This is a genomic window from Acinetobacter sp. 1000160, assembly GCF_000588715.1.
Taxonomy (GTDB): domain Bacteria; phylum Pseudomonadota; class Gammaproteobacteria; order Pseudomonadales; family Moraxellaceae; genus Acinetobacter; species Acinetobacter courvalinii.
Genome location: NZ_JFWP02000001.1, coordinates 386,844 through 401,021, shown reverse-complemented (window position 1 = coordinate 401,021; position 14,178 = coordinate 386,844). Strand labels below are relative to the sequence as shown.

The window sequence follows — 14,178 nt, the reverse complement described above, 5'->3', positions numbered from 1 at the left end:
TTGAATGATTATTATTTACAAAATCAAGGCGTAGTGATCAATCCAACTGCGCATACAACTACATGGATAACGAAATCGTTATCTTTATTGAAACAATAACTTAGCTTTAGAAAAATGGAGTAACAATAAATGAAAATCTCTCAACTGTTCATCGCTCTGGTTGCATGTTCTGCGGTATTCAGCCATGCAGCAATTGAAGGCGCTTCAAGCAATGAAGCAAATATCAAAGTCGGTGCGGCAGCAAATGCCAGTCATAGCGGTGGAACAGCTGCCGTTTCAGTAGAGGCGGCAGGTGCACCTTATAATGCATTCACCGGTTTTAGTTCACTCAAAGGTCTAGCGCAGGCATTTGCTGCACAAGGAACCAGCAATAGCAATGTAACTGTGGGTAGCAAGAGCTTTAATATCTCTCACATTCCTGTCTCTGCAATGCCGCCTTCACATAGCGCTTTAGGTAATTTTAACTTTGGCCAGGTCGGCACACAGGAAGTTTATTTCGGTGAATGGTGGAAAGCAGGTGATACGCCTGCCAGCGCAAGCCATACGGTTTATTACGCAGGTGACAATACCAATACCACAGTACCTACCGCAGGGACGGCAACCTATACCGTTGCAGGGATTAATGGCTCGGTAGCCAATCTGTTAACTGGTAATTTCACTGCAAACTTCGGTGCAGGCACGCTCGAAGGATCATTAACCGGAACCGGTACTAGCGTTTCAAACTTAACACTGGATGGCGTGACCTTTAATCCGGGTTCGGCTGCATTTAGCGGTTTTGCAATTGCAAATGGTACCGCCGGCTTAAATGATTCCGGAGCTGTTCAGGGACATTTCTTTGGCGCAAATGCGGCTGCTTTAGCGGGTATCGCGAAATTTGACAATGTGTCTTATAACACGGCATTTGGCGGTGCGAAAAACTAATGGTGGCAAGAGGAATCTACAGCTGTAGATTCCTTTTTCTTGTTTAAGGACTCATGCTTTTCTTTTTTACGGTTGTTATGAAAAAAACATTGCTGTGCTGTGTGATTTTACTGGCTGCTTCATCACTCTATGCCGATGATGAGACACAACTCCGCCTTAATCAAAGTCTGGATCAGAATCTGTTCCAGCAACAGCATCAATTACAACAACAAGGCACCATTCGTGACACCGAGAAACTGCCCAGTATCCGTATTAATGGCCAAATTTACGCGGTAGAACAAAATCCGGATGATCTGGCCAAAGCGCTATATCTGGCGGTCATGCAAAAGCAATGGGGCAATGCTGCGATTTACTTAAAACACTATCAGCAGTATCAAGGCTATGATCAGGCTTTAACCGATTTTGCCGAAGCGGCCTTGGCGCGCGCTCAGGGAAAGCTCAAATTAGCCGAACAAAAATTTCAAAGCAGTCTTAATCAACAACCCAATAATCTGATTTGTGAACTCGAGTTAGCGCGCGTGCTGTTTGAACAGCAGAAGAATAAACAAGCAGCACGCCTTTTTACATCGATTCAGGACAAGCTAGGGCAGAGCAATGGTGCAATGATCCCACCAGAAGTGCAACAAACGATTGATCTGTTCGTCAAAGCACTTGATCAGCGAGATTCGTGGCAAGGCAGTGTCGCAATTGGCCCATCCTATGCCACAAATCTGAATAGTTCTTCGGAACAAAGCAAAACATGGACGTTGTATGGCATTGATGACAAGGGCAAGGCGACTCCAATTCAGGAAATTACCCGCGGCAGCCCCAAAGCAGCATCAGCAACAGGGATTGACTATGAGGCCAGTCTAATCAAGCGCTTTTCGCTTTCGGGCAATCATGGCATTTCCTTACGCGGTTTAGCATTTGGGCAATCCTATGCTGATCATGCGCTCTATAACGAATCCACCCTGAATATCAATGCAGGCTATAGTTTTTTTGATTTAAAAAATCAAATCACCATTGCACCGCTATTTGAGCACAAACGTTATGCCAATGATGGTTTATACAATGCATGGGGGGCACGTACTGAATGGATGCGATTTCTAGCACCAGACAAAGCCTTCAAGCTTGAAGCTGAAATCAAGGATCTGGACTATCAAAAGTATAAAAACCTAGATGGTAAAGAAAGCTCGGCAATGTTTACATTCTGGAAAATTCTACCGCAGCAATGGACACTTTTTAGCGGACTGGATGTACTGGATCATGACACCCAGGAAAAATATATGGCGGCTTATCAGCAACAAGGCATCCGTCTAGGACTGAGCAAATCCTGGAAAGCAGGTTTGAATACCACGCTATTAACCTCATACCGCTGGCGGCAGTTTGACCGCTACGTCGAGACCTTTGCTGCACGTCGCCATGATTTTGAACAGAACTATACCCTGGTTGTACAAATGCCACGGTTTAAGTTTTATGGTATGACGCCGAATTTGACCTATCGCTACAACCATAATGACAGTAATGTCGACTGGCTCTATTCCTACGATAAACACAATATCAGCTTAAAGCTGGAACATCGTTTTTAGGAGAGCGTGATGAAACAAAAATCCCAGTCACTCTCTTATGCATGGAATTCAACATTCGCCTCCAGAGCTGTTTTGATTCATTCATACCCTAAATCAGTCATTAGCTTGCTAGTCATTGCGCTGCATCTTCTAGCCATATGGTTTCTCAGCCATTTTATTGAACCTTATAGCTTGGCAACTTCACCCAAAGTGAATGCGCTCAAGGTGCACTTTGTCTCCTTGTCACCGGCAGAACAAGAGTCGCCTCATACATCGGCTCAAATTGCGCATGCTCAACCACCAGCAGCGCAACATGTAAAACCACAATCTAGCAGTCCTGGCCTACATAAACAGGACAGCAACGAGCAGAAGATTCTGGTCAGTCATAATGCTTCGCATAGCGTGTCCAACAAACAACTGAATAAACAACAACATGCTGACGCATCCCCACCAACACAACCGCTTGCTGTTCAAACTGTAGAAAATAAAACGGCGAAATCACATTTACAGACTGAACCATCCTCTACTGCCGTTAATTCACATCAGCAAATACCTCAAGCAGATGCGGGAGAAAAGCACGAGCTCTCTGCTGGCGTAAAAGCGCCTGCAGCACAACAGCAGCTTAGCCGGGCACCTGACAGCCAGGTTGAACGTGATGCACCTATGCAAGTCAATCATGTCGAGGTTCTCAGTTTTGGCAAATTTGCCTACGACGATCGGGAACTGAGACTACAAACCCGCATGCTGGAGTTACGCTTACACATCAATGAAAACGGGCAGCCAATCGATATTCAGTTAAAACAAAGTTCAGGTATTGCCAGTTTAGATCAGCGCGTTCTAAACGCAGCCCGTCAGTCCAGATTCAAACCCTACACAGTCAATGGCCGAGCAGTGGCTATTGTCGTCGATTTTCCAGTGCAACTTAAACTCAGTCGGGATCGTTAACCGATGAGCAATATTCTTTCTTCAGGAGAATGATCATGAACGCAGTCACAGAACCAATGGTCGCCAATAGTCTTTCGCAGCGTTTAAAGCAAGAAACGGCAGCAGAGCATGAACGGATGCATCGCCTGATGGCGCAGGCCGATGTATTTGCCAATAAGGAAAAATATGCGCAATTCACCTTGTCACAATACTATTTCCAGCAGGAAATTGAACATCTTTTTGAACAGGAAGGTGTGGCTGGACTTATTCCAGATCTCGGTATTCGTGGTCGTTCTTTACAGGCTTTCGAAGATTTGCAGGACTTGGGTATTCAACCGGCAGGACAAGCGCTACAAAGTGCAGCCGTCAAATTACCTGAAGCCTTAGGCTGGATTTATGTCTCGGAAGGGTCAACCTTGGGCGCCGCTTTCTTATTTAAAGAAGCGCAAAAACGCTTAGGCTTCTCTGAAACCTTTGCTGCCCGTAATCTGGCTGCTTATCCAGAAGGACGTGCCAAGGTTTGGAAACGTTTTGTTCAGGCACTCGATGATGTAGATTTTGACCCGGCATTACAGGATCGCGTGGTGCAAGGTGCTTTGGATGCATTTGGCTATTTTGGAAAGGCCTTAAACCAGCTGGACGAATTGAAATAAGCATGTGACTTAAGGATGAGCAGGTATGGAGAATATTGATCGCATGAATCATGATGTGAATAGCAAGGTTGTGCCACAACCCTCACAGCCGGCAAGCAAATTAGCACGCTCGGTCTGGTGGCGATTACTCTTTATCTGTCTGGCCTGGTTATGTATTGCACTCGGCATACTTGGAATTTTTATTCCAGGTCTGCCGACGGTTGATTTTATATTATTGGCCGTTTTCTTTGCCGCCAGAGGCTCAGAAAAACTGCATCAATGGTTTCTTAATCACCGCTTTATCGGGCCTATGCTCAAAGAATGGCAACACAACCGCCGCATTCCCAAAAAAGCAAAATACATGTCAACCGTGAGTATGAGCATTGCTGCAGTCATCATGCTCTGGACCATTCCACATCCGTGGCTGGTCTATCCTTTAATTGCCTGTATGGCTGCGGTGTTGATCTGGATGTGGGGCAGGGATCATGGTCGCTAATCCGGTATTATCCAAATGTTCTATCTGGCCTGAGGAAATAACATCTGGCTCAGGGGACTCCGCATTTAACTGCTTCGACACAATTTTATCGCTCCAACTCGTTTACCGAGTGATTCGGTTTCAGATTAATTAATATCAACCAGTAGCACACTGCGGGGATCAAGGCGATAAAGAACGCAAAGATATCATCATAGAGCACGCCCCATTGTTTTGGCAGTTGGCCGGTATGGCTCCATTCCAGAACAATAAACAAAGGGGCTGCAATCAATAATGCACTCAGACAAATCGTAAAAAAATTCAGGCACCGATAGTGGTTTAAGCCGAGTGACAATAACAAGGAAAAAGGAACGGTTAAAATGCAATAGGCGAGATAAACCAGAAAATGTCCAACCAAAATCATAAATAGCGAATAAGGTTTAAATTCACTATTCAGCAAGATAAACAGCAAGGCCATAAACACTAATAGAGGAATCGGCGCCAATAAAAGCGCATAGAGTATGGTCTTTGTCTTATATTTCAATCAAACACCCTCGATCCCCTCAAGGTTACGTATTGCATAATTTTAATACATATTGCGTAACGCCATTTGCTCTGCTAGTCTTTTTTCGCTTTCTCTCAAAATATGTCAACTCAGGATAATATACAAGAGATTAAAAAATCGAATAATCATAAGGAATATGGACATGTTCAAGGATACGCACGCTACGTTGCATTCCTCAAAAAAAGCAGCAGTGATCACTTTAATACTTTGTTTTCTGTTTGCCATTATCGAAGGCTTTGATTTGCAGTCGATGGGCGTTGCCGCACCCAGAATGAAAGCAGAAATGTTACTGAGCAGTACCGAGATGGGCTGGGTGTTTAGTGCAGCGGTGCTTGGTACTCTACCTGGCGCCATGCTTGCAGGAAGACTGGCCGATTCAATTGGGCGTAAGAAAGTATTCATTAGCTGTATTCTGATTTTTGGCCTGATGTCATTACTGACACCTTTTACCCAACAACTGAACAGTTTGCTTCTGGTGAGATTTCTGACCGGATTAGGTATGGGTGGAGCATTGCCGATTGTGATTACCATGGTGTCCGAGGCGGTGAGTGAAAAATATAAGGCCACAGCAGTGAGTGCCATGTATTGTGGTATGCCGATTGGTGGAGTGCTCACTTCCGTAGTCGCTTTATCGCTGACTGCAGATCATGAATGGCGGCATATCTTTTATTTCGGTGGCATCGCACCTTTATTACTTGTCCCTGTTCTGATTTTCTTTTTACCTGAATCGAAAGCCTATCTGAATAAAACAGCAAATAGCCCGGCAACACGCCCAAGTTTGATGACGGTCTTATTTGCAAAACCCCGTATACTGATTACGTCCAGTTTATGGTTGAGTTTCTTCGGTACGCTTCTGGTATTAGCGCTATTCCAGAACTGGTTACCAACTCTCATTTCTGGATTAGGTCTGAATAAAGAACAAGCCAGTTATATCCAGATTGGCTTTAATCTGGGCGGTTCGATTGGCATCCTGATTTTGGGCTTTATGCTGGACCGGTTAAATAAATTCCTGATTGTTGCAGGTGTCTATACCGGCATTCTGATTTCACTGATCGGACTGGCTTATTCCAATAGTGCGTTTAGCTTTACCTTATTCGCCAGTGGATGCGGTATGTTTGTGATTGGTTGCCAGTCGATTTTATATACTTTGGCAGCCAAGTATTATCCAACAGAAATGCGGGGAACCGGCGTCGGTGCTGCTGTTGCGATTGGCCGGATCGGTGCCTTTTCCGGCCCATTAGTGGCGGGCTATTTATTGGGAACCGGACAAAGTGAAATTGTGGTGATTGCCTCAAGTATTCCGATGATTTTATTGGCTGCCATCTCGGCACTGATCTTACTTGGTAAACCGACACATGCAACCGAAGACAAAGACGCACTCAAGGTCGTGACCCCGTGATTTGATTTTTAGACTTTGTTATCACCGCAATATCAGGGAATAGCCATGCTATTTCCTTTTTTATTTTTTAGCCCGCTTAAGTGCAGTCCCTCGATAATGTGGCATTACATTGTGTTTTGGCGTATCGGTATAATAAAATAATGCCGATTTTAGGATGAACCGATAGGAAGAGTAGGATGTATAAGGCGATTTTCTTTGATATTGATGATACCTTGCTGAATTTTAGCGTGGCCAATCGCTCGGCATTTGTAAAATCTTTCGGAGAATTTAATTTACATCATGATGATCTGACCTATAGCACCTATAAACACATTAACCATCTTTTATGGGAAAGACAGAAGTTAGGTGAAATTACGGTACAGGACGTAATTAATAACCGCTTTAAACAACTATTTACTGCTTTGAAAGTGGATATTAATCACGATCATTTTCGCGATACCTTTCAAGGCAATCTGGCCAAAGAACATACCCTTGAAGAGGGTGCAGCAGAAGCAATTCAATATTTGAGCCAAAAATATAAACTCTTCGCCGCCTCAAATAGCATTTTGCATCAACAAAAGGCACGTTTACACTTGGCCGGTTTATTGCCACATTTCTCTGATCTGTATGTATCTGATGATGTCGGTTATGAAAAACCTGATCAGCGTTTTTTCCAGACCTGTTTAGCCAGAAGTAAAATCGCCAAAGAAGAAATTCTTTTTATTGGCGACAGTCTTGAAGCAGATATCAAGGGTGCCTCTTCATGTGAAATTCCAACCTGCTGGTACAATCCCAAACAAATCAAGAATGAACAGGATCTGAATATCACGTATACCATTCAACATCTGTCCGACCTGACTCAGATTCTATAAAACAAAAACTTGCCATTGTTGTTCAAGGTTCAAGGAGCAGGGTGTGGATAGTGAATAATATTGTGCATGATCACACTCTGCTCACCCGTATTGGCATAGGTATGTGGAATATCGGCGTGAAAGCGGATCGATTCTCCAGCTGCCACCGTGTGATTAATCCCTTCAAGCTGTAGCTGCAATACCCCAGCAAACACAATAATATGTTCAATCACGCCTGCTTCATGCGGGCTGGATTCACTGCTTGCGCCGGGCAGTAATTCAATCTTTAGCACATCCATACGAAGTTGCTCATCAAAAGCAATCAGGGGACTGACCCGCATGCCTGAATGATCCTGTTCAAAAACAGGCAAGTCTCTGAAATGATGGATTTCCGGTGCTGTTTGAGATTGTCCACCTTCAAGAAAAGTCGAAAATGCAACATTGAAGCCGGTCGCGATTTTCCAGAGCGTTGCTACCGTCGGACTCGACTTGCCCAGCTCGATTTGACCGAGCATTGCTTTACTGACACCGGTCAATTCAGCAGTTTGGCTTAAACTCAAACCGCGCTCGGTTCTCAAGCTTTTTAAAGCCTCAGCAACATTGGGTGGAATATCTTGCATAAATAGACGTCTTCTTGAATAAAAATGATTGTCCGTTATAACAGACGATGATACTTTAGTCACTCTACCTTCATTCGTCAGTAAAGTATTTCCTATGCGTAACTTAGCATTTTTTAGGTCTTCCTCACCAGCCATGATTATGACCGGGCTTGTGGCAGTGCTGGTCGGCTATGCCAGCTCTTTGGCCATTATTTTGCAGGCGCTGGAAAGGGCGGGACTGGATGCTTCGCAAACAGGAAGCTGGCTGATGATGCTGGGCATCGGCATGGGCATCACCAGTATCGGATTGTCACTTTATTATCGTACTCCGATTTTAACAGCGTGGTCGACACCCGGGATTGCCTTGCTTGCCACCAGCCTGACTGGAGTCAGTATTAATGAAGTGGTGGGTGTGTTTATCTTTGCTTCAGGTCTGATGCTGTTATGTGGCGCGACAGGTATTTTTGCCAAGCTGATGAACTATATTCCACGCTCGATTGCTTCCGCCATGCTGGCAGGCATCCTGTTACGTTTTGGTTTAAGTACATTCGAAGCCTTACAGGTCAATTTCACCCTGTGTCTTGCCATGCTGGCGGCGTTTGTATTGACCCGACGCTGGTTTCCACTCTATGCCATTATTGCAACGCTGATTACAGGCATTGTTGTGGCAGGGATCAGCGGAGACCTGCATTTTACCCAGACCGGTAATGTGTTCACGCTACCCACCTTCGTCCAGCCTCAGTTCACCATGACCACGCTGATTGGTGTCGGGATTCCTTTTTTTATTGTTTCGCTGGCATCGCAAAATGCACCAGGTATTGCGATCTTGCAGGCCAGTGGTTATACACCTAAAACCTCTATGTTGCTGGTCTGTACCTCTCTAACCGCGATTATTTTGGCGCCGTGGGGTGGTTTTAGTATCTGTATTGCAGCCATTACCGCAGCACTTTGTATGGCACCCGATGTTCATCCTAATCCGGCAAAACGTTATATTGCATCGACTTGGGCAGGTATTTTCTACTTAATCGCCGGAATTTTTGGCGGCGCCATTTTTATATTGTTTAATGGCTTACCAAGCGTATTAATCCATATTCTGGCTGGACTGGCATTATTGACGACCTTGATGAACAGCCTGCATCAATCATTAGTAGACGAACAGGGCCGCGATGCAGCGATGATCTGTTTTCTTCTCACAGCATCAGGTATCACCTTACTAGGGATTGGTTCAGCTTTTTGGGGCTTGGTCGGCGGGATTCTGGCCTATCAGATTTTGGTGAAACCTGCCCGCTAATATCGGATATTGTTTCAAGATAAGTTATATAAAAAGCGATTATTAATTGAATATAATCGCTTTTTTACTATGTAATCTCAGTTTGAATAGGTGAGGATAGAGTTATAGAATTTTTTTAAATTTTATAAAAAATACCGCTAGGAAAAATGAACTCGATTATCATAATTTAAAATATAAAAAGCTTAAATAAGACTTGCTTCACACAATAATTTAATTATGCATACCATCTTGCTTAATTTATTTTATTTCATACAATCAATATTTTATTGATATTTACATATCATTTCTCAGTACATATATAAATTAAAGCAACTGAATTGTTGTATTTGTAGCAGCAGTCCGACATAAAAGTTTTTTATATGTTAGGCTGTTTAGTTTTTCTTAAGAAATGCGTTCAAATGGATTTAAAGCAGAAGTATGAAACAGGCCGGTTTTATTGGTCATTTTTATTACCGCGATACTGGGCGATATGGATTTGCCTGACTATTTTAATGTTATTTGCAATATTACCTTGGGCGGTACAATGGCGACTCGCTGAGGCTTTATCAAAACTGGCCTGGAAAGTTTTAAAATCCAGACGAAAAACCACCTTAAGAAATTTCGAGCTCTGCTTTCCTGAAAAAAGTCAGCAACAAAGAGAAGCTGAAGCGAAGCAGGTGTTTTTCAATATGATGATCGGCTTGTTTGAGGCCCTGAATGCCTGGTACAGCCCGAAGTGGTATCGAAACCGCATTCATATTCATGGCTTGGAGCACATTTCACAAGCACGAGAGACCGGTATTCTGTTATTGGGTTCGCACACCACCTTGCTGGATGCAGGAGGTTATGTCAGCAGTTGTTTCTTCGAACTTGATGTGGTGTATCGTCCACAAAACAATCCTTTGTTAGATATGCTGATCAGCCGCTCACGTGCCACCATTTATAAAAATCAAATCTCCAAAAATGATATGAAAGGTTTGATTGGCAATCTGAAACAGGGACGGGCAATCTGGTATAGCCCAGATCAGGATTTCGGTCTAAAACAAGGCGTAATGGCACCATTCTTTAATGTTCAGGCCGCGACCGTAACGGCGCATCGCCGTCTGATGAATATTTCCAAAGTCCCCGCGATTCCTTTATTTTTCTATCGAAAAGGTGATATTCGTAATCCTCAATATCACATTTTACTTGAACCTCGCTTAGAAAATTTTCCGAGTCGGGATGAAGTTGCCGATGCCACCAAAGTGAATCTGATTATTGAAAACCAGATCAGCATGTATCCGACCCAGTATATGTGGTTTCACCGAAGATTTAAAACCAGAGCATTAGGCGAGGCTGCGCTATATTCATAATCGGGTCTTCTCTAATTTATTATTGATATCAACAATAAAAAACCGACCACCCTATTATGGCGGTCGGTTTTTTATAAGCACACTCAAATACTTTAGATCATCGAGTGGCTTATATTGCTTGCCACTGCTGCTTAACTTCTTCAGAGTTTTTAATCAGAATGACTTTGTCATCTTTGACTTCACCAATCCAGGCTGTCGGGATCAGGTGATGCTGATCGTTTTCATCACGCGTCAATTTAAGTTGGCTGTCACCCTCGAGATGGTCAACTGTTCCCACTTTGGTGCCACAAGACGCAATTACATCAGAATGTTTTTTAATATCTTGAATATTTAAAGTACTCATTTCTAAACCTCTTCTATAAGTATCACAACACGGTAGTCACTAAGCTACTGCATATTTTCGGGTAATTGTTGGGTTTTAAATAAACCTTACAGGATGGTTTTATAGTTTCACCTAAACCTACCTTTTAGTTAACAATGAAACAAAACGAAATAAATAGTGCAATACTAATGAAGAATTATCTTTTTATTACAATTCATCTATTTAAATAAACGTAACTTTTCATTTACTTTTAAATAAACTGTCATGAATTAATATTTTAACAATGAATAGTAAAATATCGATAAAAAGATCAACCTTTGACATATTAAATTGCTTTGCGCAGTACTCAGCTGAAGAGCAACAACAGCAACGTCCACGAGTACTCAAGCAATTGATTCAAACACTAGGGCGCTTGCCAGAACCCGCTTCAGGACAGACTTATCACCGCTGGCAAATCTTTGCCCAGATTGCGGGATGTGATTTAAGTTTAGCCAAGCTGTTTGAATCACATTGTGATGCCTTAAGCATTCTGCATGAACTGGGTTATACGCAAGAAAATGATAAAGAAATGTGGGCTATTTGGGCTGCAGAGGGTGGACCGGCACCGTTACAGGTCGAAAATGAGCACTGTCATGGCATTAAACCGTGGTGCTCTGGTGCCGAGTTTATTCAAAAAGCATTAATCAGCTTTAAAGATCAACAGGGACAATCCCAACTTTGCGTTGCTGACTTGGATCATGCCTCTCTCAAGGCTGAGCTAGACCAATGGCACGCCGTAGGCATGCAAGGCACACAGACAGCCAGAGTCACCTTTCAGGGTACCCCAGTCAACATGATCGCCAGCCCCAATGCCTATCTTGACCGGCCAGGTTTCTGGCACGGGGCTGCCGGTGTCGCAGCTTGCTGGTATGGGGCAGCAGTCCGCTTAATGGCCGAACTGCAACACAGTTGCCTGACTACGCCCAATCCCTTTAAAAAAATGTATTTAGGTCAACTGGCAGCTCAACTGGGCGTGACCAGACAATATTTTCAACACGTGGCACAACTCATCGACAATCAGCCAAAGCTTAGTCATGAACGCGAAGTACGTATTCTGCGTGCGCAAACCGAACAGTGTTGTCTGGCCATTATAGAAGGCGTTGGCAAGGCATTGGGAGCACGGCCGTTTTGTGAACAGGCAAGCTTTGCCCGGTTAATGGCAGATTTACCGGTATTTATTCGGCAAAGTCATGCGGCATTTGATAATGAGCAGATTGCTGAACGTTGTTTAGAGGAGCAAGTGTCGTGGGAACTCTAAATCATCCTCTGGTTGAAGATCGCATCATTGAGGGGTTAGGAACTTCAAAAGCACAATGGCTACACAGCTTTGAAACACAACCGTTGCCGCCGCTCAATCTTGAAAAATTTCAATCCAAAAGAATCGTGATTGTTGCACCGCATCCTGATGACGAAATTCTGGGTTGTGGGGGCTTAATGCAACAGCTGATCAGACTGAATTGCCGTCTGCTGATCCTCGCAGTGAGCAATGGCACACAAAGTCATCCAGACTCTACCAAATACACTCCAGAACAACTGGATCAGATTCGTCCGCAAGAAAGTTTAGCGGCTTTAGACTGTTTAGGTGTTGCTGAACATGCTCAACGCATTGCACTCAATTTACCCGATGGACAGGTTCATTTGCACCAGCAGCAACTGTGGCAACAACTAGACAAGCTGGTTCAAGCGGAAGATATCCTGATTTGTAGCTATGCACAGGATGGGCATCCCGATCACGAAGCCGTCGGTAAAACCGTACAAGCCTTTGCTTCAGCTCATGATCAGTGCTGTTTACATGTGCTGATCTGGGCCTGGCACTGGGCTCGGCCTCTGGACCCCCGTATCGATTGGCAAAAGGCTCGTGCTTACCATTTAACCGAGCCACAATTAATCAAAAAAGATCAGGCCATTATGCAATTTAAAAGCCAGATTGAGGCGGATGAAAGTACCGGCCAGGCGGCCGTTCTATCTCCAGCGATCATCGACCGGTTGTTGATGCCGTGGGAGGTTTATCTTTGTGAATGATTTCAGTCAATATTTTGAAGTGTTATATCACCAGAGTAATGATCCTTGGGGCTACGATCAACACTGGTATGAAGCACGTAAAAGGCAGATTTGTCTGGCTGTCCTGACCCAGCAACATTATCCCAGTGTACTGGAAATCGGCTGCTCCAACGGCCATTTAAGTATCCATCTGGCGAAACGTTGCAATCAGCTGTTATGTGTAGATGTTTCTGCGCATGCGGTTCAACTGGCTGCCCAACGTTTACAGAACCTGAACCATGTCAGTGTTCAACAGCACAAAATACCCGAAAATTTTCCTGAACAGAAGTTTGACCTGATTGTAATCAGTGAAGTGGCCTATTATCTATCATCTGTAGAGTTACAACAGTTGATCGGTCAGCTCAAACATAGCCTGACGCCACAAGGGGAAATCCTGTGTTGCCACTGGCGGCATGAGATTCGGGATTTTGAACTGGATGCCTTGCGAGTTCACCATCATTTAAAACAGTCTTTACCGTTCTCTCATTATTTAAGTCTGAATGATCCGGATTTCATGATTGATATCTGGACAGTGAATCCTTCTTCTCTAGCCAAACAACAGGGATTAATATGAAAATCGGTATTGTAATTCCAGCGCATAATGAAGAAATGTTTTTATCGGCCTGTTTGCAATCTATTCAACAGGCAACTCAGCATATACCGCAAGATCAGGTCGACATTTTGGTGGTTTTAGACAGTTGTACGGATCAGTCCCGCGCGATTGTACAGGCACATCAGGTGAACTGGATTGAATGTGATTATGCCTGTGTAGGCAAGGCGAGAGATCTGGGAATCCGTCATCTGATTCAGCAGGGTGCGAACTGGATTGCCTGTACAGATGCCGATACGATTGTTGATCCAGACTGGTTATTGTGCCAGATGCAACATCAGCCTACAGATGCAATTTGTGGAATCGTGGTGCTGGATGATCTCGATCCCTTATCCGTATCACAACAGCAAAAATATCTGGCTCATTATCAGGACAGCATGGATCATCAACATATTCATGGGGCAAATTTAAGCTTTAGTGTAGATGCCTACCTTCAGGCTGGCGGATTTGAGCCGATTCCTTGCCATGAAGATGTATCCTTAATTGAAAAATTCATGACCCAATGTTGCAAGATCACCTGGAGCAATCTGGTCCGGGTCACCACCAGCAGCCGCTTGCATGGCCGTGCACCACAAGGCTTATCGCACTTTTTAAAACAACTCTAATGTGCATTTAAGATAAAATTGATCAAACGGTAAAAAATAAAATGAGAAAAT

At 43.9% G+C, this 14,178-nt stretch carries 16 protein-coding genes; 13 read left to right on the top strand and 3 right to left on the bottom strand.

From position 1 onward, the window contains the following. Nucleotides 1–129 precede the first annotated feature (129 nt). The 5 genes from J699_RS16375 to J699_RS16395 all read left to right on the top strand — a co-directional run bounded on the left by J699_RS16375 (nucleotide 130) and on the right by J699_RS16395 (nucleotide 4,520). Nucleotides 130–921, top strand: a complete 792-nt coding sequence (locus J699_RS16375) for a Slam-dependent surface lipoprotein (protein ID WP_032882686.1) — start codon at nucleotides 130–132, stop codon at nucleotides 919–921. Between the two features lie 77 nt (nucleotides 922–998). Continuing rightward, nucleotides 999–2,489 carry a surface lipoprotein assembly modifier gene (locus tag J699_RS16380; protein WP_032869668.1) on the top strand — a complete coding sequence of 497 codons (1,491 nt, stop codon included), beginning with the start codon at nucleotides 999–1,001 and terminating at the stop codon, nucleotides 2,487–2,489. A 9-nt stretch (nucleotides 2,490–2,498) separates the two neighbouring features. Then, complete coding sequence (locus J699_RS16385) at nucleotides 2,499–3,413, top strand: energy transducer TonB (RefSeq protein WP_032869670.1); 915 nt, start codon at nucleotides 2,499–2,501, stop codon at nucleotides 3,411–3,413. 32 nt (nucleotides 3,414–3,445) lie between these two features. Continuing rightward, nucleotides 3,446–4,045: a biliverdin-producing heme oxygenase gene (locus tag J699_RS16390; RefSeq protein WP_104021875.1), complete on the top strand. Its 600-nt coding sequence runs from the start codon at nucleotides 3,446–3,448 to the stop codon at nucleotides 4,043–4,045. Nucleotides 4,046–4,070: 25 nt separating this feature from the next. Beyond that, on the top strand, nucleotides 4,071–4,520 hold the full coding sequence (locus tag J699_RS16395; protein WP_032869674.1) for a YbaN family protein: 450 nt from the start codon (nucleotides 4,071–4,073) through the stop codon (nucleotides 4,518–4,520). Nucleotides 4,521–4,605: 85 nt separating this feature from the next. On the opposite strand, the gene J699_RS16400 is transcribed toward J699_RS16395, so the two are convergent. Beyond that, nucleotides 4,606–5,040 carry a hypothetical protein gene (locus J699_RS16400; RefSeq protein WP_032869679.1) on the bottom strand — a complete coding sequence of 145 codons (435 nt, stop codon included), beginning with the start codon at nucleotides 5,038–5,040 and terminating at the stop codon, nucleotides 4,606–4,608. Between the two features lie 163 nt (nucleotides 5,041–5,203). Here J699_RS16400 and mhpT point away from each other — a divergent pair, with 163 nt between their 5' ends. Together mhpT and J699_RS16410 are read left to right on the top strand one after the other, a co-directional pair. After that, on the top strand, nucleotides 5,204–6,460 hold the full coding sequence (gene mhpT, locus J699_RS16405; protein ID WP_032869681.1) for a 3-(3-hydroxy-phenyl)propionate transporter MhpT: 1,257 nt from the start codon (nucleotides 5,204–5,206) through the stop codon (nucleotides 6,458–6,460). A 176-nt stretch (nucleotides 6,461–6,636) separates the two neighbouring features. Beyond that, nucleotides 6,637–7,311 carry a YjjG family noncanonical pyrimidine nucleotidase gene (locus J699_RS16410; protein ID WP_032869682.1) on the top strand — a complete coding sequence of 225 codons (675 nt, stop codon included), beginning with the start codon at nucleotides 6,637–6,639 and terminating at the stop codon, nucleotides 7,309–7,311. 29 nt (nucleotides 7,312–7,340) lie between these two features. Here the strand turns inward: J699_RS16410 and J699_RS16415 are convergent, their stop codons facing one another. Beyond that, nucleotides 7,341–7,910, bottom strand: a complete 570-nt coding sequence (locus tag J699_RS16415; RefSeq protein ID WP_032869685.1) for a helix-turn-helix domain-containing protein — start codon at nucleotides 7,908–7,910, stop codon at nucleotides 7,341–7,343. A gap of 94 nt (nucleotides 7,911–8,004) precedes the next feature. On the opposite strand from J699_RS16415, the gene J699_RS16420 reads away from it, so the two are divergent. After that, on the top strand, nucleotides 8,005–9,180 hold the full coding sequence (locus J699_RS16420; RefSeq protein ID WP_032869687.1) for a benzoate/H(+) symporter BenE family transporter: 1,176 nt from the start codon (nucleotides 8,005–8,007) through the stop codon (nucleotides 9,178–9,180). Between the two features lie 398 nt (nucleotides 9,181–9,578). Next, nucleotides 9,579–10,511 (top strand): lauroyl acyltransferase, encoded by a 933-nt coding sequence (locus J699_RS16425; protein WP_032869690.1) that lies wholly within the window; start codon nucleotides 9,579–9,581, stop codon nucleotides 10,509–10,511. Nucleotides 10,512–10,620: 109 nt separating this feature from the next. Here J699_RS16425 and J699_RS16430 read toward each other — a convergent pair whose 3' ends face one another. Then, nucleotides 10,621–10,854 carry a DUF2171 domain-containing protein gene (locus J699_RS16430; RefSeq protein WP_005230470.1) on the bottom strand — a complete coding sequence of 78 codons (234 nt, stop codon included), beginning with the start codon at nucleotides 10,852–10,854 and terminating at the stop codon, nucleotides 10,621–10,623. Between the two features lie 262 nt (nucleotides 10,855–11,116). Between J699_RS16430 and J699_RS16435 the strand changes: the two genes are divergently transcribed. The 4 genes from J699_RS16435 to J699_RS16450 are packed head-to-tail and all read left to right on the top strand — an operon-like array spanning nucleotide 11,117 to nucleotide 14,127. After that, complete coding sequence (locus J699_RS16435; protein ID WP_032869693.1) at nucleotides 11,117–12,130, top strand: acyl-CoA dehydrogenase; 1,014 nt, start codon at nucleotides 11,117–11,119, stop codon at nucleotides 12,128–12,130. After that, on the top strand, nucleotides 12,118–12,894 hold the full coding sequence (locus tag J699_RS16440) for a PIG-L deacetylase family protein (protein ID WP_032869695.1): 777 nt from the start codon (nucleotides 12,118–12,120) through the stop codon (nucleotides 12,892–12,894). The genes J699_RS16435 and J699_RS16440 overlap by 13 nt, the downstream gene beginning before the upstream one ends. Beyond that, nucleotides 12,887–13,486 (top strand): class I SAM-dependent methyltransferase, encoded by a 600-nt coding sequence (locus tag J699_RS16445; RefSeq protein WP_032869698.1) that lies wholly within the window; start codon nucleotides 12,887–12,889, stop codon nucleotides 13,484–13,486. The genes J699_RS16440 and J699_RS16445 overlap by 8 nt, the downstream gene beginning before the upstream one ends. Continuing rightward, nucleotides 13,483–14,127, top strand: a complete 645-nt coding sequence (locus J699_RS16450) for a glycosyltransferase (protein ID WP_032869700.1) — start codon at nucleotides 13,483–13,485, stop codon at nucleotides 14,125–14,127. Before J699_RS16445 ends, J699_RS16450 begins: the two co-directional genes overlap by 4 nt. Nucleotides 14,128–14,178 lie beyond the last annotated feature (51 nt).